This is a genomic window from Nitratireductor arenosus, from assembly GCF_009742725.1.
GTDB lineage: Bacteria > Pseudomonadota > Alphaproteobacteria > Rhizobiales > Rhizobiaceae > Mangrovimarina > Mangrovimarina arenosa.
In genome coordinates this window covers 874905-894658 of record NZ_WPHG01000002.1, presented here as the reverse complement: position 1 = coordinate 894658, position 19754 = coordinate 874905, and the positions used below count along the sequence as shown (strand labels likewise).

Here is a 19754-nt window from a genome sequence, read left to right as displayed (position 1 = left end):
GCACCGGATCGCCGCACGGATTCGATCCCCGCATCGGCCGCCCGCGGGCCCGGACCCGATATTGTCCGCACCGGGCGGCTGTGGCATAGCGGCTTACACGTCGATCTCCGAAGGTGGGTTGCCCTTGAACACGTCAGGCGCCAAGCGGGACCGATCCTGGCGCCGGCTGTCGCCGGGCGAGGACTGCACCCCGCTTTCCGCCGCCCTGCTGGCGATGTCGGGATGGGCGCTCGTCTGGGTGGCGATGGCCATTGCGGCCGCCTATCACTGGCCGCTGATCGTGCAGGACGATGCGCGCCATTTCGTCGTCTGGCTTCGTCAGCAAGCCGAGCCGTCGCTTTTTCCAGGCGATGCCATTGCCGATCAGTTTCGCGCGCTGACCCCATGGGGGTACGAATGGCTCTACCGGCCGTTTACGCTGGCGGGCGCCGACGCGCTCCTGGTGCACCTGCTTTTCATGATCGCCGCGCTCGGGGCGCTGCTTTCGGTCTCGGTCCATCTCCTGACCTATGAATTGTGGCCGTCGCGGCTCGGCGCGGCCCTGGTCGGCGCGACCGCGCCGCTGGTGCTCGGCGGCCCGATGGTTGCGGTCGGGCTGCCGAAGACGTTCGGCGTGATCATCATCGCGCTGTCATTGCTTGCCTTTCTGCGTCGCCGGCCGCTTCTGACCGCAACTGCGCTGTTTGTCGGCACCGGGCTTTATCCCGCCACCGTGGCCGTCAGCGGCCTGGCGATGGCATTGCTGTGTCTCAGGCCGGGCTTTCCTTTCGTCGCAACCGATCGCAGAACGCTGGTCACGCTCGCTGTCGGCGGCATCGCCGCGCTCGTCGGCGGGTTTTTCTTCATGCGCGAACTGGCCGCGCTCGGCCCGACCTTTTCGCTGGAGCAAGCCCGGCAGGCGGCGATCTTTACGCCCGGCGGCCGGCTCGCCTTCTTCGAGGAAAACGGCGCGCTGGGCCTGTGGTGCAATCGCAACGGCTATGCCACGTTCTGTTTTCGCATCCTGGCACCGCCCTGGCGCGGGATCGTGGCCGGCCTGGCGCTCGCCCTGCTTTTCGGCCTGTCCTGGCAGGTCGTCGCTGGCCGCAGCGCGGGCCTGATGCGCCGGCTCGGCATGCCGGCCGTGCCGCGGCGTCTCGCCGTCGTCGCGCTTGCGATCCTCGCTTCGGGCGTCATCCTGCACAGCCTCGCCTATCTGGTGCTGTTCAGGCTGCACGAGCCGAGCCGCTACGGCCACAACGCCATCAGGACCGCCTTCGTGCTCGTCGTCCTGCCTTTCGCGGCCGCCCTGGTCGTTGCCGGCGCGCAGCGGCTCAAGCGGCACGGCTGGGAAAAGGCGGCGGGCGTGCTTGTGCTCGCGCCCGGCCTGGTCGTCGCGGTCGTGATGGTGGCGACCAGTTGGATGCTCTTTTCCGCATCGCCGAGCGTTCACGCCTATCTGCGCCAGACGCCGAAGGACACGCTGGTCGGCGGGCTGTCGCGCGAACTCGACCTCGTGCCGGCCTTTTCCTCGCGCAGCGTCTACGCCGCCCACGAATTGATGATCCCCTACAAAAAAACCTATCACGACCTGCTCTACGACCGCGTCGCCGCCACGGCACGCGCCATGTACCAGACCAGCCCCGATGCCTTTGCCGCCTTCGCGCACGACAGCGGCGTCGATTATCTGCTGGTCGACCGGGACGACAAGCGCCAGCGCGACCGGCTGCGCCGCTGGCGGGCGAGCGTGCCGGCGGTGGCCCCGGCTTTGGACTTTCTGGAAGCGGGAAACGTACCGTTTTTCAAGCCGCTGGAGGCGCGTTGCGCGGTCGCCAGCAGCGAACGCCATCTGCTTTTCGACGCCGCCTGCCTTGCCGCTCGCACCGGCGAGCGCTGACGCGGCGCGTCTATCCGCACTCGTAGCCGATCCTGCCTTTGGGGCTGTTCTTGAACGGATCGATCAGCGCGTCGGTATAGCCGTCCGCCAGAAGCCGTTTGCGCGCTAGAAGATGAGTGCGGAAGAAACGGCTGACTGCCGCCAGCCTTGCGCCATGCGAGGTAAGCTTCACGCAGCCATCCTCGATGACCACCGTGCCGGATTCGACCTGCTCGGTCAGCCGCACGTCGACCAGGCGGTATTCCGGCAGATATTCCTCGGCAAACATCCGTCCGATCGCGTCACGGCGAATGCCGCCGCCGCGCTGCTCGAGCTTTTCCAGGATGTAGAAGGACAGCGACCGGTCGAGCACGGTCGGCACCGAAATCGCAAAGGCATAGCCGCCCAGAAACCATACCACCACCAAAAGCATCGTCTCGAAGCTGTTGAAGGGCAAAAGCCGCCGCAGCGCCACGACAGCCGCCACAAGCACCACAAGCGCCGCGAGCGCATCCTGCAGCGCGCTGTAAAGCACCACGTCGACAGGCAGGAAACGGACATGGACGGCGTAAAGGCCAAGCAACAGGACCACATAGACGAGGCTCAGCAGGACCGCATAGGCGAATTTCATCGCACGAACACCAGAAAACGGTTGCCGGCATAGCTGAGGCTGACCTGCATCGCGGTCGCGATCACGAAACCGACACGGAAATCGTGGCCGAGATAGTCGGTCCAGACCAAAAGCACGAGGCCGTGCAGGACGGCGATCGCCCCGTACAGTCCGCCGAATTTGACCATCTGGCGCAGCATATGTTCCCGCGTCTTGCGGAAAACGAAATAGCGGCTGCCGAGAAAGGACGCGGTGATGCCGACGATCGCGGCGAGAAAATTGGCGAGCCCCGCCGACGGGATCGCCAGGACGGCGAGGTTGAAGGTCAGCACGCCATAATGCACGACCGTCGCGGCAAGCCCGTTGAGAATGTAACGCAGCACTTCGGCAAGGCGCGCGTTCACGGCGTTGCGGCCTCCTGGCCGGTTTCGAGAACTTCGTCGACAAAGGCCAGATAGGCGGTCGAGCTGGCAACCGTGCCGCCGCGCATGACGCCGGTCAGCATCAAGGTCATCAGGGCGAGCGCGCCGGTCTGCAGGAAGATCAGCACCAGAATGCCGAGCACGACGGAAAACCAGCCCGGCGTGGAAAAACCGGCCAGCTTGAGCGCCACCGCCACGATCGCGCCGACAACCGACAGCGCCGCCGTCAGCGTGCAGGCGATGCCGACCCGCACCAGCACGTCCTCGGCGAACACCATCAGCCCCTTGAAGCCGTGCAGTGTCAGGCCGACGAAATTCATCCTGGATTGCCCGGCATAACGCGGGCCGCGCGGCAGCGCGCACAACCCCGTGCGCAGCTTGGACGCAAGCACGGTGCCGGCGACATGAACCGACAGTTCCTGCATGGAAACCAGGCGCCGGACAGCATGCGCCTTCAGCGCCATGAAATTGCCGAAGGAGATGGCGCGGCCGGTCATCAGGCTGAAAAACCGCTTGTAGATCGCGTAAAACGCCTTGAACCAGACCGTCTCGACCCGCTTTTCGCGTTGTGCGACCACGACATCGACATCGTCGGCCCGAAGCCGGTCGAGCAGGCGCGGGATGGTGGCGGGCATATCCTCGCCATCGGAATCCATCACCACCACCTCGTGCCGAGGCCCGATATGCTCGGCCACGTAACCCAGACCGATGGCGATCGCCTGCTGATGGCCGACATTGCGCCGCAGCCTGAGCACCGCCCCGTCGAGCCCGGCCGCGCGCAGGCATTCGATATCGAGCGGCTCGCGGACGGAGCCGTCGTCGACCGCCACCAGAAAAAGCGCGGCGCCGAACTGAGCCGAAAGCACGCCGAACAGGCGCGTCGCCGCCTCGCGATCCTCATAGACCGGTGTGACGATGACGAGCCGCTTTTCCGACAGATTCATCTCAATCTTCGACCATGTGACGCCGCCGCCGGCGGACGGCTCGGATCGGCAGAACCGCGCGGCGGCATTGGTCTGGTTTGCCCGAAAAGACGCAAAGATGAAAGCGGACACGACGATTTCGATGCGCCGGACCGCGAACACTCCCCTTTGTCCGGTCGAAGCCGGGATGGCTTATGACGCCGGGCGTTACCTCAGCCAGCCGATCAGCAATTCCTCGATCGCGTCGAGCGCGCGACGGTGCAGAGGCCCGACATCGACGTCCTCGGCGGCGAAAAGCGGGGTTTCCTGGCTGAGCGTGTCGCCGACCCACACTTTCAGCGCGCCGACCGGCGTGCCCGTCGACACCGGCGCCGACACGGGGCCCTCGTAGACGATGCGCGCGATCAGGCGGTCGCGATTGGTGATCGGAATGAAGATCGACACAGGACCGTCGGCCTTGAGCGCCACGCCGGTCTTGGCGCCGCCGAACAGTTTTGCCTCGCCGACCACCTCGCCGGCCCCGAAAATCTCGCGCTTGTCGAAGGCGCGCATGCCCCAGTCGAGCACCTTGCGCGCCTCCTCGGCCCGCACGGTGGCGCTCGACATGCCGCTGAGCGCGACGAACAGCCGTCGGTTGCCGCGCTTGACCGAGCCGACAATGCCGTAACCCGATTCCTCAGTGTAACCGGTCTTCAGCCCGTCGGCGCCGATATCCATCTTCAAAAGCGGATTGCGGTTCGACTGCTTGATGTTGTTCCAGGTGAAATCGGGCTGTGCGTAATAGCGGTAGAACTGCGGATATTCGCGCCAGATATGCAAAGCGAGCCGCGCCAGTTCGCGCACGGTCACCACCTGGCCGTCGGCCGGCAGGCCGGTCGAGTTCTTGAACACCGATTTTTCCAGCCCGATCGCGCGCGCCCGCTCGGTCATCAGTTGGGCGAAGTTTTCCTCCGAGCCGGCCATGCCTTCGGCGATGACGATGCAGCCATCATTGGCCGACTGGACGATGACGCCCTGGATCAAATCTTCGAGACGGATCGAGGATTTGAGTTCGGCGAACATGGTCGAGGTGCCCGACGGCGCGCCGCCGGTCCTCCAGGCGTTCTCGGAGACCAGGAATTCGTCGTCGAGCGACAGCCGCCCCGATTTGACGGCGTTGAACACCACCTCCATCGTCATCAGCTTGGCGAGCGAGGCCGGCGGGATCGGCGCGTCGGGGTCCTTGGACAACAAAACCGTGCCGGTTTCGGCGTCGATCATGAAGGCGGACTGGGCGCGCGTTTCGAAAAGCTGCGCCCGGGCCGGCGACGAAAACGCCATCGCCACGGCGAAAACGCCGATCAGGGCGGTCACGACCGCCCGGTATTTCGCATATGTCACGCCAACACCCCGTGTCCTCGCGGCGCCGCGCCTTGTGCCTCGTCCAGCGAGCGCGCAGGCACCGTCCAGAAAGCCCCGGGCGAACCTAGAACCGTTCATCGCCAAATGGAAGCGGTCGGGTGAAATGGAGTTTGGTTGGCGCCGGCAAGCGCCCCGCGACAGCAAGCCCCCGATCGGGGCGCCGCCGGCCGGAACGACCGATCGGCAAGCGGACAAACGTCAGTCGCGAACCGTCAGCGCCTGGTCGGCGCCCGCCGCCCAGGCCCGGCGCAGCATGTCGTCGAGCGGCGCGCGGCCGTCCGGACGCAGATTGACCGTGTACCAGGAACCATCTTGGCCGCGTTCCGCGATCAGTTCGGGCCGGCCGTGGGCGGCCAGCGCGGCGATGATGTCTTGCGCCTCGTTGCGATCGGCGAAAGTGCCGACGGCTATATAGTCGGTGGCCGCCTGCGGGGCTTCCAGCCGGTCGGCCTTGCCGCTGCTTGCGGCAGGCGGTGTCTGCGGTGCGCCCTGCCCGGCCAGCATCGCGTCGAACGCTCCGGCAGCACGCGCCACGCGCTGATCGGCATAAGACAAGGCCGCGACCGCCACCGGCGCGTCCAAGCCGCCGGGCAAGGGGCGTTCCGGCACGGACGGACCGAACGCGGGCAAGAGCGGATCGCCGTCGGTGATCGCCGTGCGGATCGGGCCGGCCTGCGCCGTCGCCGCGGCAAGCGCCGATACCGGCGCCGACGGCGTCGGGCCGTTCATGGCGATCATCACGCCGGGCGAGATTTCCTCCGGACCGCCATCCTGGTCGCCCGGGCGATAGGAGGCCATCAAATATTGATCGTCCTGGCCGTGCAGCGGCGCGCGGCCGACATATTCAACCTTCACCTTGGCGACGCCCGAATGGGTGTAGTCGAGCATTTCGGCCGCCCGTTTCGACAGGTCGATGACCCGGCCATGCGCAAACGGGCCGCGGTCATTGACGCGCACCACCACGGAACTGCCGTTCTTCATATTGGTGACGCGGGCGTAGCTCGGCAGCGGCATGGTCGGATGCGCGGCCGTGAGATGGGTCATGTCGTAGACTTCGCCATTGGCCGTAAGCCGGCCGTGGAAGGCCGAGCCATACCAGGACGCGGCGCCGACCTTGACGTAATCGGGATCTTCCTTGGGGTAATACCACTTGCCCCTGACCTTGTAGGGCTTGCCGGTCTGGTCGCGGCCGCCGCCGCGCTTCAGCCCCGAGCGTTTCATCGACACTTTCGGGCTGGCCTTCACGCCATATTCGGATTCGGAAAAATATTCCTTGGAACCAGCGCTGGCCACGGATGCCTTCGGCGTCGGATCGCCGGCGCAGGACGCCAGAACGGCGGTGGCACCGATCAGCGCGATGGAGGCCGTGATCCGCGACAGACACCGGCGAGAGCGCAATGACATTGAAAAACCGTCCCCAGAAATCGTCATTCGATACCGCTACCAAGTCCCCTGCGGTACTTGATCGACGCCGATCGGACAACCCTCTCCCAACCGACAGCGCCATCAGTACGAAAAAACTGCTTAGCGTGCTGTTAATCCCTTGTGGCGGGAACGGGGCGATTTTGTGACCGCGCGGACGCATTTTGCACCGCCGGAGCCGGTTGGCGGGACGGGTCCGATCGGTTGCGTCGGCCTCGCCGGCGCAATCGGCGCCTTGCTCTTGCGCCCGACGCGGCCAATCTTGCAAAGCGAGGCGGCTTCGCGCATTAACGGGCCGAGGCCGGAGGGATGGCCGAGCGGTTTAAGGCACCGGTCTTGAAAACCGGCGTGGCAGCGATGTCACCGTGGGTTCGAATCCCACTCCCTCCGCCACTATTTCGCTCACGGGAGTTTCGCTTCGCTCAACGCCTCCGCGGGGGCGGCCTGACCGGCCGGCGGGCAGTCGCCCGCTGGGCTCCGAGTTCGAACTTCGTCCCGAACTCTCCGCCACTTGCCAGCCGATTGCCTTTTATGGCGCGACTTGCAGCCGATTGCCGCGTCGCACCAAGCGGGATAATAAACCGCCGCTTCTACGCTTCGGCCCGATATATCTTGGCTCGGGTTACAGCCAGGTAGAGCGCATCACGACCGCTATCGACCTCAATTCAGCCGTTCGAGCCGGCCGCGTCAAACCCGCAAGCGGTTATTCGCGGACCTGGGGTGATGACAGCTTCCCCCTTGGTCGCCGGTCGTCCGGAGCGCGCCGCATCCCAAGGCCCTTACAATTCAAGCAGCCAAGCTGAGGCGAAGAGCGGATCGATCGTCATTGTCTGCTTTCGGGAGCATAATGGAGAACGACAACGCCGGACTTGAGCGTCCTCGTCTCCAGATGCCTCAGGGGGATCCGGTTCGCGCCGCCCTTGAAGAGCGGCGTGCCTTTCGCGAGAATGACAGGGTTGATCCCGAGGCGATACTCGTCAATCAGGCCGTGCTCCATCAGGGTCGCCGTGAGGTCGGCGCTGCCGAACACGAAGATGTCTCCGCCGTCCCCGGTCTTCAGCTTGGAGATTTCTTCGAAGACATTGCCGTTGAAGAGTTTGGTATTGTTCCAGTCGGCGCTTTTCAGCGTGCGCGAGAAGACCACTTTTTCGATCTTGTTCATAAAATTCGCGATCCAGCCTTGCTCGGACGGCCAATAGGCTGCCATGAACTCGTAGGTCACGCGGCCGAAGATCAGCGTGTCGGCCTTTTCCTGGGTCTTACGAATGTAGTTTTCGAGTTCGTCCTCGAAGACGAACCAGCTGATGTCCCTGTCCGGACCTTCAAGGAAGCCGTCGACGGTCACCATGTCCCATATGATCAGTTTTCTCACAGGCCCCTCCTCTTCGTATATCCCTGGGTGAATTTCGGCACTATCCCGCGAAGCGGAAGCGCATGTCGGTGATCTGCCCGGCTTGCGAAAGCGCGCTCTTCCGCATCCCGATCGGCTCCATGCCGTTTTGACCGAACGGGCGGATGCCGTCGCCGACGAGAACGGGGCGCGATATGGATGACGGCCTCGTCCAGGCGCCAATTTCGAGCCAGCGGGAAGCCGTAGTTTTTTTCAGCCGGATTTGACGAAGCGTTCCAGTTTGCCCAGCGTTTGCAGGCCCAGTTCCACGGCGCCGAAACCCTTCGCCTGCTGGAACTCGGCAGCGGTGCTGAATACCATGCCCAGCGTAACCTTCGTCGCCCCGTCCTGATCCTCGAACGAGGCCCATGCGTCGGCATGTTTCGGCCCGTTCTCGCCCCACAGCAGTGTGTAGCCAAACCTTTCCTCGGCGCGAACCTCACCATAAAGGTGGTGGTTCGGGAAGACCGTGCCGTCAGGCGCGATCATGTCGAAAACCCATTCGCCGCCCGTCCGCAGGTCGATCCGCTTCGTCCGGCAGGAGAACCCGTCCGGTCCCCACCATTGCGGTAGCGTTTCAGGGTTCATCCATGCCCCCCACACGATGGATCGCGGCGCCTGTATCACCCGCTGCAGCACCATAGTCCGTTCGGCCGCACCCGCGAGATTGTCCAGTCCCGCAGCGAAGCCCTGTCGGTAGCCCGCCTCCATATCCTCGGCCAGCGAGGAAAGCTGCACCGTTACGACCAGCCGGCTGCGCTCGTCCGCGCCCGAGAAATCAGCCGTCACCAGCGCTGCCGCTTGCGTCACACCCCCGGACGAGATCACCTCGTAGTTCACACTGCACACCGCTGGCTGCAAGTCCAGCCAGCCGCACTCGCAGCGGATGTCGGGCTGGCCCTCCACCTTGCACAGCGAGACCTCGCGTCCACCTACCCTGGTGTCGGCCTCCAAGAATTCCACCGTCACCGACGGCGATGGCGCAGCCCAGACCGCCCGCGCGGCCGGGGCCGTCCACACCTCCCACAATACGGCCAGTGGAGCGGCCACGTCCCGTTCGAAGGTCAGCGTCGCAAAACGATCGCTCCCGTCATCGGGCGCGGTCCGGGGCGTAATGCCCGGCTTCAAGGTCGGTGTCATTTTCCGCGTTCCTTCATCACGTCCATTACAAATGCGTCCAGCCGGTCGAGCCGCGATTCCCAGATGGCTCGCTGTTCATCGATCCACGTTCGCACCGGTTCCATCGCCTCGAGGACAATGGCGCAGGTGCGTACCCGCCCGTCCTTGGACGTAGCGATCAACCCCGCCTCCTCCAGTACGGAAAGGTGACGCATCACCGTGGGCAGTCGCAGTCCCGTGGGATCGGCCAAATCCGTCACCCGCGCCGGCTTTTCGGCGAGTTGGGTCAGGATCGATCGACGGGTCGGGTCGGCCAGGGCATGGAAGAGCAGCGAAAGGTCCGAATGATGCTTAGTCATAATGCTAACTATCATCGGAGCGGGCGGCGAGGCAATCGAAAACTTCGCCAATATGCTAAGTTTCTCTGTCCGAACGCGCCGGTTTGCCGGAGCGGGCGGCTTCGGTTGCCGAGCCCGCCGAGAAATCGCTCGCAGCGATGCGGGCGCACGCCGATGCCTGCAATTCAAGCGTCACTCGATTCGGGAGGGTCGTTGAGGGCTGTCGCCTAGCCGTAGTTCTCCGCGTCACCGTTTTCGGCCGGCCAAATCCCGCCTGGGTCCGGCCCGGAGACATGGGCGACGGCTTGTACCCAGAATATAGGCGCCACCCCCGTGGAGAACGGGTTGTCGATAGTTTGCAGGGGCTGGCCCGTGTCGAAACCCTCGCCCGATTGTCATATCGCGCTGCGGATTTTTCCTTGCCTGACCGAAAAATCCATTCCGTCAGACCGCTCCCAATTAAGGAGGAACGGCTCCACACAGCTTTCTTCCTCAACTCGGCAGAGCCGAGCCTGCCGCGTCCGTCGAGCCGGCTCTCTTGTTGCCGTGCCTGAAAATTGCCATAGGTCGGCCCTTGAAAAATGGAGATGCCGAATGGCCGAACTGGTCCTGACCACTTTCGATTGGGTCCCCGAAACGCCGCGCGGTTATGTGCGCGACATACGCGTACGCTGGGCGCTGGAAGAGGCCGGCCTGCCCTATCGCGTCGACAGCGTGTCCTTTGGCGAGCGCAAGGCCGAGCATTTTTCGCACCAACCGTTCGGCCAGGTGCCGTGGTTGACCGATGGCGATTTGTCGATCTTCGAGAGCGGCGCGATCCTGCTTCATCTGGGCGCGCGCAGCGACGCGCTGCTGCCCGCCGATCCGCGCGCCCGCAGCGAGGCGGTGCAATGGCTGTTCGCCGCGCTCAATTCCGTCGAGGCAGCGAGCCTGCCCTGGTCGATATTCGTGTTTTCCGGTTTCACCGGGGACACGCCGGGTTGGAAGCAGTTGGACGAATTCCTGGAGGCCCGTCTGCAGCATCTGGAGCCGGTGCTGGCGGGACGCGAATGGCTGGCCGGCGATTTTTCCATCGCCGACATAGTGATGGCGGATGTGCTGCGTCTTGTCGACCGGTTCGACAGGCTGGAGAAACATCCCGCCTGCCGCGCCTATGTCGCGCGCGCCACCGCGCGCCCGTCCTTCATCAAGGCGCACGCCGATCAGATGGCGCATTTCGCCGCGTCGGACTGAGACTTGCCGAAACCGAACGCGTCATCTACCGCTCGGCGAACTGTTTTTGGAAGAACGGGATCCGCATCGCCATCTCCTGGTCCTTTGCCGCCGCGGCTTTCGCCGCCGGGCGCGCGCCGGTCCGCGCGAGGTAGGCCCGGAAAGCCGGCCGCTCGGGCAGAACCTTCATCATGTCCATCGTATATCCGATGGCCGCGCCGAGCTGGATATCGGCGGCGGTGAAATCGTCGCCGCAGACATAATCGTTCTGCGACAGATGGCGGTCGACATGGTTGACCATGTCGTCGAACGTGCCGAAGGAATAGTCGTTGCTGCCATACACAAGCCCGTGGACACGTGCGGCGACTGCCGGGTCGAACACAGAATCGGCATAGACCAGCCATTTCAGATAGGTCGCGCGGCGCGGGTCGCCGATCGCGGGCGCCAGCCCCGCCTCGGCGAAGACGTCGCCGAGATAGATCGAGATCGCCGCGCGTTCAGTCACGATCGTGTTGTCGTGGTCGATCGCCGGCACCTTCTTGTGGGGATGGATCGCGCGATAGGATTCGGGTGCGCCATCCTCGCCGCGAACGTCGACGATCTCTATCCGGTAGTCGACGCCGAGTTCCTCCAGGAGCCAGAGAATGGAAGAGGAGCGCGACCAGGGGGCGTGGTGGAAGGTGAGCATGGAGTTCGTCCTCGTGTTGAATGGGTCTCACCTAACAGACCGCTGCTGACAACAGACTGTCAGGAGCGGCTGCGGATCGACACGAAAAAGGGCGCCCGCAGGCGCCCTTCTCAATCACGACGTCGAGGCTTCGTTACTGAGGCAGCTTGTCGTCCACGCCCTTGACGTAGAAGTTCATGCCCAAAAGCACCCCTTCCTCGGCAACCTCGCCCTCCTTGAGCCATTCGCTGCCGTCCTGCTTCATGATCGGCCCGGTGAACGGGTCGAACGCGCCGGACTTGATCTTGGCTTCGGTATCCTCGGCCGCCTTCTTCACCTCATCGGGCATATTGGTGTAGGGCGCCATGACGACATGGCCCTCGGCCATGCCGTGCCAGACGTCGTGCTGTTCCCAGGTGCCGTCCATCACCGCCTTGACGCGCTCGATGTAATACGGGCCCCAATCGTCGATAATCGAGGTGAGCTGCGTCTCCGGGCCGAACTTGATCATGTCGGAGGCCTGGCCGAAGGCCTTGATGCCGCGTTCGGCGGCGACCTGCATCGGCGCGGTGGAATCGGTGTGCTGGGTAACGATGTCGACGCCCTGGTCGATCAGCACCTTGGCCGCGTCGGCCTCCTTGCCGGGATCGAACCAGGTATTGGCCCACACGACCTTGACCTTGAAGTCGGGATTGACCGACTGCGCGCCGAGCACGAAAGCGTTGATGCCCATCACCACCTCGGGGATCGGGAAGGAGGCGATGTAACCGGCAACGCCTTTCTTCGACAGGCTGGCGGCGATCACGCCCTGGACGTAGCGACCCTCATGGAACTTGGAATTGTAGGTCGCGACGTTGGGATGCTCGCGCTTGAAGCCCGTTGCATGCTCGAACTTCACGTCGGCAAACTTGCCCGCCACCTTGTTGGTGGCGTCCATATAGCCGAACGAGGTGGTGAAAACGATGTCGCAGCCGGAGCGCGCGAAACGCTCGATGGCGCGTTCGGCGTCAGCACCTTCCGGCACGCTTTCCAGATAGGCGATCTCGACCTTGTCCTCGCCGCCGAGCTTCTCCTGCATCTCGAGCGCGCCCTGATGGTGCTGATAAGACCAGCCGAAATCACCGATCGGGCCGACATAGATGAAGCAGGCCTTGGTCTTGTCCTGGGCCATGGCGCCAGTGGCGACGAGCATCGCCGCCGAAGCCGTCAGTGCAAGCAGTACTTTTCTCATCACTGGATACCTCTCTGTTGGATCCTCTGGAGGACGTTTCCGTCTTGGTGCCGTTTTGCGGTGTCAGCGGTCCGGCACGAAGGGTCTGCCCAGTGAAGCCGGTGTGTTCATCATCGTCAATCGCCTGTTGCGCGAGATTAGAACAAGTACGACCACCGTGGCCAGATAGGGCAGCGCGGAAAGAAACTGCGATGGGATCGACTTGACGAGCTCGGCCAGCCAGTGGACCGGCGCCGGCCAGGACGCCAGATCGCTCAGATTGGTCGCCTGGATGTGAAGCTGGGCGATGGTGATCGCGCCGAACAGATAGGCGCCGGCAAGCACCCGCCACGGCCGCCAGGAGGCAAACACCACCAGCGCCAGTGCGATCCAGCCGCGGCCGGCGGTCATGTTTTCGATCCATTGCGTGGTGTAGACCAGCGAGAGCTGCGCCCCGGCGAGCCCGGCGCAGGCGCCGCCGAACATCACCGCCAGATATCGGATCGCCACCACCTTGATGCCGAGCGCGTGGGCGGAGGAATGGCTGTCGCCGACCGAGCGCAGCGTCAGCCCGGCGCGGGTGCGAAACAGGAACCACATCACTCCGCCGGTCAGAAGCAGCGAGATGTAAAACATCGGATCCTGGCCGAATAAAAGCCGGCCAACCAACGGCAGCTCCGACAGGACCGGAATGTCGAGCGCGCCGAGCTTGACGCCCGGCTGGCCGACAAACGCCTCGCCGATCATGCCCGATAGGCCGATGCCAAGCAGGGTCAAGGCCAGCCCGGTCGCCACCTGGTTGGTCACCAAGGTGAGCGCCAGAAACCCGAACAGCAGCGAAAACAGCGTGCCGGCAAGCGCGCCGGCCAAAATGCCGAGCCAGGGTTGGCCGGTGGTCAGCGCCATCCCGAACCCGGCCACAGCCCCCATCAGCATCATGCCCTCGACGCCCAGATTGAGAACGCCGGACCGTTCCACGACGAGTTCGCCGATCGCCGCCAGCAGCAGCGGCGTCGCCGCCGTAGCGATAGTCAGCAAAATGGCTTCAGCGATGCCCATGTGCGGCCTCCGTGGAAAGCGGTTCGGCGGAGGCCGCCGGGACAGGTCGGACGAGGCGGATCCGGTAGTGGATCAGCGTGTCGCAGGCGAGCACGAAGAACAAAAGCATGCCCTGGAAGGCGCGCACCGTCTTGTCGGTCACGCCGATTTCGATCTGGGCCGCCTCGCCGCCGAGATAAGACAGCGCCAGCACGAGGCCGGCGGCGACGATGCCGAGCGGGTTCAGCCGCCCGAGAAAGGCGACGATGATGGCGGCGAAGCCGTAGCCGGGAGATATTTGCGGCTGCAACCGGCCGATCGCCCCGGAGACCTCGGTGATCCCGGCCAGGCCGGCGAGCGCGCCGGAAACGAGGAAGGCAAAGACGATGGTTCGGGCGGTCGAAAACCCGCCAAAGGCGCCCGCACGCGGGCTCTGGCCGACCACCTTGACCTCGAACCCCTTCAGCGTCCTGGCCAGCATGAACCAGACGGCGAAGGCAGCAACGAGCGCGAACACGATGCCCCAATTGGCGCGCCCGGAGGCCGGCAGCAGCTCCGGAATGACCGCCCAGGAATGGAAGGCCGGCGCCTGCGGAAAGCTCATCGCCGCCGGATCGCGCCAGGGACCTCTGACGAGCCAGTCCAGGATAAGCTGGGCGACATAGACCAGCATCAGCGAGGTCAGGATCTCGTTGGTGTTGAAACGGGCCTTCAACAAGGCCGGAATGGCGGCGTAGAGCGCGCCGCCGGCCGCGCCGAACACCAGCATCAGCGGCAATACGGCCACGTTGTGCATGTCGGGAAAATAGAGCGGCAGCGCCGCGCCGGTGATGGCGCCGATCGTGAACTGGCCTTCCGCGCCGATGTTCCAGTTGTTGGACAAAAAGCACACGCTTAGCCCGACAGCGATCAGGATCAGCGGAGCCGCCTTGATGGCGAGTTCGTGCAGCGACCAGATTTCGGTGAGCGGCTGGACAAAATAGGCGTGGAGCCCGGTGACCGGATTCTTGCCGAGCACAAGGAAGATGACCGCGCCGGCGACAACCATCAGGCCGAAAGCGATGAACGGCGACAGCGCCGAAAACAGCACCGATTGCTGCGATCGTCTGACGAGTTCGATCCGCATCACGCCACCTCCATCCGCGCATGCGGGACGTGACCGGGTTCCGCGCCGCCCATCAAAAGGCCGATCTTTTCGAACGTGGCGTCTGCGATCGGTATCGGCTTGGACAATTCGCCATTGTGCATGACAGCGATCGCGTCCGATATCTCGAAAAGCTCATCGAGGTCCTGGCTGATGACCAGCACCGCCGAACCGGCCCGCGCCAGCTCGATCAGCGCCTGGCGGATATGCGCCGCCGCCCCCGCATCCACGCCCCAGGTTGGCTGGTTGACGATCATCACCGCCGGCTTGCGGTCGAGCTCGCGGCCGATGATGAATTTCTGCAGGTTGCCGCCCGATAGCGCCGAGGCGGCCGGATCCTCGGCGTTCTTGCGCACGTCCATCACCTCGTTGATACGCCGTGCCGCCGTGGCCAGCGCACCGGTCTGCACCGTGCCGGCGCGGCCCACGAAGACGTTGCCGTCGGTGGTGTGCCGGGACAGAAGCAGGTTTTCCGACAAGGTCATCGCCGGCGCAGCGCCATGGCCGAGCCGTTCCTCCGGCACGAAGGCCGCGCCCTTGAGGCGCCGCCCGGAGATGCCAAGCAGCCCGACATTTTCGCCGCGTATGCGCACCGTGTCGGCGCGCGCCTGGGTCGCCTCGCCGGAGATCGCCTCGAAGAATTCGCCCTGGCCGTTGCCGGCCACGCCGGCGATTCCGATCACCTCGCCCGCCCGCACCGACAGCGAAACGTCGCGCAACGGGATCGAAAACGGCGTCGCCGGCGCCCGGTCGAGATGGTCGACCTCCAAGAGCACGGCGGCCGCGTCGGCGCCCTCAGCCGGCTCGCGGACGATCTCGTGAACCTCCGCGCCCACCATCATGCGCGCCAGCGAGGCGGCCGTCTCCTGTTGCGGATCGCAATGGCCGACCACCTTGCCGTGTCGCAGCACGGTGGCGCGGTCGCACATGCGTTTCACTTCCTCCAGGCGGTGGGAGATATAGAGGATCGACTTGCCCTCGCCGCGCAGCCGCTCCAGCGTCTCGAACAACCGGTCGGCCTCCTGCGGGGTCAGCACCGAGGTCGGCTCGTCGAGGATGATCAGGTCCGGCGTCTGCAACAGGCACCGGATGATTTCGATGCGCTGGCGCTCGCCCACCGACAGGTCGCCCACCAGCGCATAGGGGTCGAGCGGCAGACCATAGCTGTGCGACAAGGCCTGGGCCTTGGCCGCGATGGTGGAGATCGGCGTGTCGGAGGCTAGCGACAGGGCGATGTTTTCGGCCGCCGTCAACGCCTCGAACAGCGAAAAATGCTGGAACACCATGCCGATGCCGAGCTGGCGCGCGGCGTTCGGGCTGGTTATGCGCACGGGCTTTCCCCGCCACAGGATTTCGCCCGCATTCGGCTCCAGAGAGCCGAACAGCATTTTTACCAGCGTCGATTTGCCGGCGCCGTTTTCGCCGAGAAGCGCGTGGATTTCACCTTTCGAGATCGTCAGGTCGACGCCGTCGCAAGCGCGCAGGGTCCCGAATATCTTGGTGAGACCGCGGACGTCGAGAAGGGCTTCGCCCAGCCGAGCGTGATCACCCGTCACAAGAATTCCCCTTGATGTGTTCTTTTGTTCCCAGCTTCGATCGTAGGCGCGCCTCTCGCCTCACGCAAAGTGTTTTGCGCCTTGAAACTGCTTCAACAATTCAAGCGCAATCCGAAATCACGGCAGCAGAATACTGGTGCCCGTCGTCTTGCGGCCTTCAAGGTCGGCATGCGCCTTGGCCGCATCGGCCAGGGCATAACGTTGATTGATCTCGATTTTTACCGCGCCGCCGGCCACGACCGAAAACAGGTTTGCCGCCGCCGATTCAAGGTTCGCGCGCTCGGCGACATAGGTGAACAATGTCGGCCGGGTCGCAAACAACGATCCCTTTTGTGAAAGTATCGCAAGGTTGAACGAGGGAATCGGCCCCGACGATTGGCCGAAGCTGACGAACATGCCCATTGGCCGCAGGCAATCGAGCGAGGCGGGAAACGTGTCCTTGCCGACCGAATCGTAGACCACGTCGCACATCCGCCCGCCGGTGATCTCCCGCACCCGCGCGACGAAATCCTCTTTCGAGTAATCGATGACGTGATCGTAGCCATGCGCCAACGCCAGTGCGATCTTTTCCGGCGTGCTCGCCGTGCCGATCACCGTCGCGCCCAGATGCTTGGCCCATTGCCCTACGATCAGGCCGACGCCGCCTGCCGCCGCGTGGTAAAGGATGGTGTCGCCCGGCTTCACCTTGAAGGTGCGGCGCAGGAGGTATTCCGCCGTCATGCCCTTCAGCATCATCGCAGCCGCCTGCTCGTCGGATATCGCCTCTGGCGTCCTGACCAGCCGGTCGGCCGCGATCAGTCGCTCCTCGGCATAGGCGCCGAGCGTGCCGGCATAGGCGACCCGGTCGCCCGGTTGCAGGTTTTCCACACCCTCGCCGACGGCGATGACTTCGCCGGCGCCTTCATTGCCCGGCGTGAACGGCAAACCATTGGGGGCCGGATAAAGGCCGGTGCGGAAATAGACGTCGATGAAATTCAGGCCCACGGCACGGTTGCGCACCCGCACCTCACCCTTGCCGGGCTCGGCCGTCGCGACGTCTTCATATGACAGCACCTGCGGTCCGCCATGGGCGCGGATCACGATCGCTTTAGGCATTTTTCAGCTCCCCCGCGCCGAGTTTCGGAAAAAGCTGCATGAGCCCACCGATGAAAAACAGATAGACGCCGGTGGCCGCGATGCCGAGTTGGACCCATAACTGGGCCTGCATGGCCTGCAACAACGCCACGGCGCCGAAAAAACACCAGGCCAGGAAGACCGGCAGATTGATCTTGCGCAGCCGCCTCACGCGAACTGGATGAAGGAAATTCATCGGCACGAAGGTCAGGATGCCGGAGATCACCACGACCGCGAAGGAGGCCCATTCGCCGGGTTCGATCACGAACAGGGTGAACACGATCATGTTCCAGACCACCGGAAAGCCCTTGAAGAAGTTCTCCTTGGTCTTGATGCCGGTGTCGGCGTAATAAATCGCGCTCGAAACGACGATGATCGCCGCCGACAGGAAGGACAGCCCCTCGCCCATGAAGCCGCGCTGATAGAGAGCGAAAGCCGGGATCAGCACGTAGGTGACATAGTCGATGATGTTGTCGAGCATGTCGCCGGACCAGGTCGGCAGTATCTCCTTGACCTCGAGCTTGCGGGCGATCGGCCCGTCAATGCCGTCGACCAACAGCGCCAGACCGAGCCACCAGAACATGGCGGTCCAGCGCTGCTCGCTGGCCGCGACCAGCGACAAAAACGCCAGGAACGAACCTGACGCCGTCAACAGATGAACCGAAAAGGCGCGCGCCTGCGGCCAGGTAACCTTCTTTTTCTTCACGGGCCACGCCAATCGAGCTTGCAGACTTCGGCCGAGCGGCCGGCAAAATTCCAGTTGCGACCGAAGGCGCGCATACGGCTCTTGTCCGACCGGGCCACCGTGATCTCGGGCGCGATCCAGTATTCGGAATTGGCGATGACGGTGTCGTTGTCGCGATCCTTGCCGCGGATCGGCGTGATCGCCCCGTCGATGATGTTTGGGATCTGGAAAATGCGCGTCTTGTTCTCGACGGCATAACTGATCGGCACGCGCTCGATGCCGAGGAAATTGCCGACCAGGATCGACAGCAGCGCTGTGGTGCCGCCGGCCTTGCCGGAAAATATCTTGCCGATCGCCTTTTGCGCGTAGATCGAGGCGCGCTCGTCGACGAACAGTCCCGCCGTCCAGTTGCCGCGGCTCATATAGCCGGGGATCTCCATCACCAGGCCGAGATTGAGGCCAGACAGGTCGACATCGCCGAAATGGCCGGCGTCGATGCGGAAGCCGGCCCAGGTCTGGCAATAACCTTCGGTCGGCGGATGATAGCCCAGCGACAGCACGCAGGGACAAAACACCGTGCAGTTGCACGACAGCACCAGTTCGCCCTTCAAGGTCCAGCTTTGATCCGCCATCGGCCTTGCCGTCATCCTCCGCCTTTCAGCGACACTACAAGCAGCGCTCCCGACCAGACAAGCAGTATCGCACCGGAAACGCGCTGGAATTTCCGACCTGTCGCCTGTTTTTCAACAAGCGCGAAGACGGCCAGCAGCGCCATCCAAAACGGGTTCATGATACCGACGGCAAACATCACCAGCATCAGCGCCCAGCAGCAGCCGAGGCACCACACGCCCTGGGCAAGCCCGAGACGAAAGATCGCCGTCGGCTGGTCGCTCCAGCGCGCAAACAGCGTTGCGAACGGGTCGCGGCACCGCGTCAGACAGGCGTCCTTGAGGCCGGAGAACTGATAAAGTCCCGCGATCGCCAGCGCGGTGGCGCCGGCGACGCCGCGCATTGGAGCAAGCCCGGCCTGCGGCGAGGAAAACGACACGATCACGGTCAGGCCCGCGAAACCCACGGCGGCCGCCAGCCATACCGCGAGATAGCCGGCAAGCAGTACCGCCGGATGAACCACCGCCTTTGCGCCGGCCCGCGCCGTGTCGGCGATCTCGCAATAGGTGCGCATCATCGGCGCGGCCGAAGGCAGCATCATCGCAAGCGACATCAAGAACCACATTGCCGCCAACGCTGAAAATCTTCCTGCCCGGCCGGCGCCCGCCTCAACCGGCTGGGCGCATAATTGCACGAACCAGGCAAGGCCGGCGGGCCAGTCGACTTGTGGCAGCCAGCCCAGCACAGCCGCCCCCGGACCGGCCGCATCCGGCGCGGACACCCGCGCCAGTTCGATCGCCATCACGCCGAGCACGGCCCACGAAACCAAAATCAGCAGCAACAGCGCCGCATAGACGGGCGCTCTTGGTTGGCGGGCCAGCGCCGCGACGGCGCGGCCGGCGCCGTCGAGATTGGAAAAATCGTCGTTGCAGTCGACCAAAAGAAAGCTCCCTGGGGCATTCGGTCCGATTGATCGCAGGCGCGGCCCTGCCATATAGGATGGGTCGACATCGCACCAGATGCATGCCGCCGCCATGGCG

Annotated in this window: 19 protein-coding genes and 1 tRNA gene; 3 read left to right on the top strand and 17 right to left on the bottom strand. The window is 64.3% G+C overall.

What is annotated here, in order from left to right:
- Positions 1-124 precede the first annotated feature (124 nt).
- Entirely contained in the window at positions 125-1876 is a 1752-nt protein-coding gene (locus tag GN330_RS11320) for a hypothetical protein (protein WP_156712745.1), read from the top strand.
- A 10-nt stretch (positions 1877-1886) separates the two neighbouring features.
- Here GN330_RS11320 and GN330_RS11315 read toward each other — a convergent pair whose 3' ends face one another.
- From GN330_RS11315 to GN330_RS11295, 5 genes are all read right to left on the bottom strand, one after another.
- Complete coding sequence (locus tag GN330_RS11315) at positions 1887-2486, bottom strand: hypothetical protein (protein ID WP_156712744.1); 600 nt, start codon at positions 2484-2486, stop codon at positions 1887-1889.
- Positions 2483-2869, bottom strand: a complete 387-nt coding sequence (locus GN330_RS11310; protein ID WP_197435120.1) for a GtrA family protein — start codon at positions 2867-2869, stop codon at positions 2483-2485. The genes GN330_RS11315 and GN330_RS11310 overlap by 4 nt, the downstream gene beginning before the upstream one ends.
- Entirely contained in the window at positions 2866-3831 is a 966-nt protein-coding gene (locus tag GN330_RS11305) for a glycosyltransferase (protein ID WP_156712743.1), read from the bottom strand. The genes GN330_RS11310 and GN330_RS11305 overlap by 4 nt, the downstream gene beginning before the upstream one ends.
- A 186-nt stretch (positions 3832-4017) precedes the next feature.
- Complete coding sequence (locus GN330_RS11300; RefSeq protein ID WP_197435137.1) at positions 4018-5130, bottom strand: D-alanyl-D-alanine carboxypeptidase family protein; 1113 nt, start codon at positions 5128-5130, stop codon at positions 4018-4020.
- A 279-nt stretch (positions 5131-5409) separates the two neighbouring features.
- Positions 5410-6615, bottom strand: coding sequence for a septal ring lytic transglycosylase RlpA family protein (locus tag GN330_RS11295; RefSeq protein WP_156712741.1), 1206 nt, complete (start codon positions 6613-6615; stop codon positions 5410-5412).
- A 321-nt stretch (positions 6616-6936) separates the two neighbouring features.
- Here GN330_RS11295 and GN330_RS11290 point away from each other — a divergent pair.
- Positions 6937-7026: transfer RNA gene (locus tag GN330_RS11290), tRNA-Ser, on the top strand.
- 430 nt (positions 7027-7456) lie between these two features.
- Here GN330_RS11290 and GN330_RS11285 read toward each other — a convergent pair.
- The 3 genes from GN330_RS11285 to GN330_RS11275 form a co-directional block, all read right to left on the bottom strand.
- Positions 7457-8005, bottom strand: a complete 549-nt coding sequence (locus tag GN330_RS11285; RefSeq protein WP_343040561.1) for a dihydrofolate reductase family protein — start codon at positions 8003-8005, stop codon at positions 7457-7459.
- 231 nt (positions 8006-8236) lie between these two features.
- A complete protein-coding gene (locus GN330_RS11280; RefSeq protein ID WP_156712739.1) occupies positions 8237-9163 on the bottom strand; it encodes an SRPBCC family protein in 927 nt (308 codons plus the stop codon).
- Positions 9160-9501 (bottom strand): ArsR/SmtB family transcription factor, encoded by a 342-nt coding sequence (locus tag GN330_RS11275; protein ID WP_197435119.1) that lies wholly within the window; start codon positions 9499-9501, stop codon positions 9160-9162. The genes GN330_RS11280 and GN330_RS11275 overlap by 4 nt, the downstream gene beginning before the upstream one ends.
- A 573-nt stretch (positions 9502-10074) precedes the next feature.
- Here GN330_RS11275 and GN330_RS11270 point away from each other — a divergent pair.
- Entirely contained in the window at positions 10075-10713 is a 639-nt protein-coding gene (locus tag GN330_RS11270) for a glutathione S-transferase family protein (protein ID WP_156712738.1), read from the top strand.
- Between the two features lie 25 nt (positions 10714-10738).
- Here GN330_RS11270 and GN330_RS11265 read toward each other — a convergent pair whose 3' ends face one another.
- From GN330_RS11265 to GN330_RS11225, 9 genes are all read right to left on the bottom strand, one after another.
- The gene (locus GN330_RS11265; RefSeq protein ID WP_156712737.1) at positions 10739-11380 is read right to left on the bottom strand and encodes a glutathione S-transferase family protein; all 642 of its coding nucleotides are present in this window, start codon (positions 11378-11380) and stop codon (positions 10739-10741) included.
- A gap of 133 nt (positions 11381-11513) precedes the next feature.
- Entirely contained in the window at positions 11514-12590 is a 1077-nt protein-coding gene (locus tag GN330_RS11260) for a BMP family ABC transporter substrate-binding protein (protein ID WP_156712736.1), read from the bottom strand.
- Positions 12591-12653: 63 nt separating this feature from the next.
- The gene (locus GN330_RS11255) at positions 12654-13628 is read right to left on the bottom strand and encodes an ABC transporter permease (RefSeq protein WP_156712735.1); all 975 of its coding nucleotides are present in this window, start codon (positions 13626-13628) and stop codon (positions 12654-12656) included.
- Positions 13615-14733 carry an ABC transporter permease gene (locus tag GN330_RS11250; RefSeq protein WP_156712734.1) on the bottom strand — a complete coding sequence of 373 codons (1119 nt, stop codon included), beginning with the start codon at positions 14731-14733 and terminating at the stop codon, positions 13615-13617. Before GN330_RS11250 ends, GN330_RS11255 begins: the two co-directional genes overlap by 14 nt.
- Positions 14733-16307, bottom strand: coding sequence for an ABC transporter ATP-binding protein (locus tag GN330_RS11245; protein ID WP_343040557.1), 1575 nt, complete (start codon positions 16305-16307; stop codon positions 14733-14735). The genes GN330_RS11250 and GN330_RS11245 overlap by 1 nt, the downstream gene beginning before the upstream one ends.
- Positions 16308-16424: 117 nt before the next feature.
- Entirely contained in the window at positions 16425-17402 is a 978-nt protein-coding gene (locus GN330_RS11240; protein ID WP_156712733.1) for a quinone oxidoreductase family protein, read from the bottom strand.
- Positions 17395-18150, bottom strand: coding sequence for a phosphatidylcholine synthase (pcsA, locus tag GN330_RS11235; protein WP_281349412.1), 756 nt, complete (start codon positions 18148-18150; stop codon positions 17395-17397). The genes GN330_RS11240 and pcsA overlap by 8 nt, the downstream gene beginning before the upstream one ends.
- Positions 18123-18737, bottom strand: coding sequence for a DUF1326 domain-containing protein (locus GN330_RS11230; RefSeq protein ID WP_156712732.1), 615 nt, complete (start codon positions 18735-18737; stop codon positions 18123-18125). The genes pcsA and GN330_RS11230 overlap by 28 nt, the downstream gene beginning before the upstream one ends.
- An 11-nt stretch (positions 18738-18748) precedes the next feature.
- On the bottom strand, positions 18749-19654 hold the full coding sequence (locus GN330_RS11225; protein WP_246188617.1) for a DUF2182 domain-containing protein: 906 nt from the start codon (positions 19652-19654) through the stop codon (positions 18749-18751).
- Positions 19655-19754 lie beyond the last annotated feature (100 nt).

What these genes read in the sequence shown, in the direction of transcription:
- GN330_RS11315 (WP_156712744.1), bottom strand. Translation starts at nt 2,486, where the DNA reads ATGAAATTCGCCTATGCGGTCCTGCTGAGCCTCGTCTATGTGGTCCTG.
- GN330_RS11305 (WP_156712743.1), bottom strand. Translation starts at nt 3,831, where the DNA reads ATGAATCTGTCGGAAAAGCGGCTCGTCATCGTCACACCGGTCTATGAG.
- GN330_RS11250 (WP_156712734.1), bottom strand. Translation starts at nt 14,733, where the DNA reads ATGCGGATCGAACTCGTCAGACGATCGCAGCAATCGGTGCTGTTTTCG.
- GN330_RS11260 (WP_156712736.1), bottom strand. Translation starts at nt 12,590, where the DNA reads ATGAGAAAAGTACTGCTTGCACTGACGGCTTCGGCGGCGATGCTCGTC.
- GN330_RS11255 (WP_156712735.1), bottom strand. Translation starts at nt 13,628, where the DNA reads ATGGGCATCGCTGAAGCCATTTTGCTGACTATCGCTACGGCGGCGACG.
- GN330_RS11230 (WP_156712732.1), bottom strand. Translation starts at nt 18,737, where the DNA reads ATGGCGGATCAAAGCTGGACCTTGAAGGGCGAACTGGTGCTGTCGTGC.
- GN330_RS11240 (WP_156712733.1), bottom strand. Translation starts at nt 17,402, where the DNA reads ATGCCTAAAGCGATCGTGATCCGCGCCCATGGCGGACCGCAGGTGCTG.
- GN330_RS11270 (WP_156712738.1), top strand. Translation starts at nt 10,075, where the DNA reads ATGGCCGAACTGGTCCTGACCACTTTCGATTGGGTCCCCGAAACGCCG.
- GN330_RS11265 (WP_156712737.1), bottom strand. Translation starts at nt 11,380, where the DNA reads ATGCTCACCTTCCACCACGCCCCCTGGTCGCGCTCCTCTTCCATTCTC.
- GN330_RS11275 (WP_197435119.1), bottom strand. Translation starts at nt 9,501, where the DNA reads ATGACTAAGCATCATTCGGACCTTTCGCTGCTCTTCCATGCCCTGGCC.
- GN330_RS11300 (WP_197435137.1), bottom strand. Translation starts at nt 5,130, where the DNA reads ATGGCGTTTTCGTCGCCGGCCCGGGCGCAGCTTTTCGAAACGCGCGCC.
- GN330_RS11295 (WP_156712741.1), bottom strand. Translation starts at nt 6,615, where the DNA reads ATGTCATTGCGCTCTCGCCGGTGTCTGTCGCGGATCACGGCCTCCATC.
- GN330_RS11280 (WP_156712739.1), bottom strand. Translation starts at nt 9,163, where the DNA reads ATGACACCGACCTTGAAGCCGGGCATTACGCCCCGGACCGCGCCCGAT.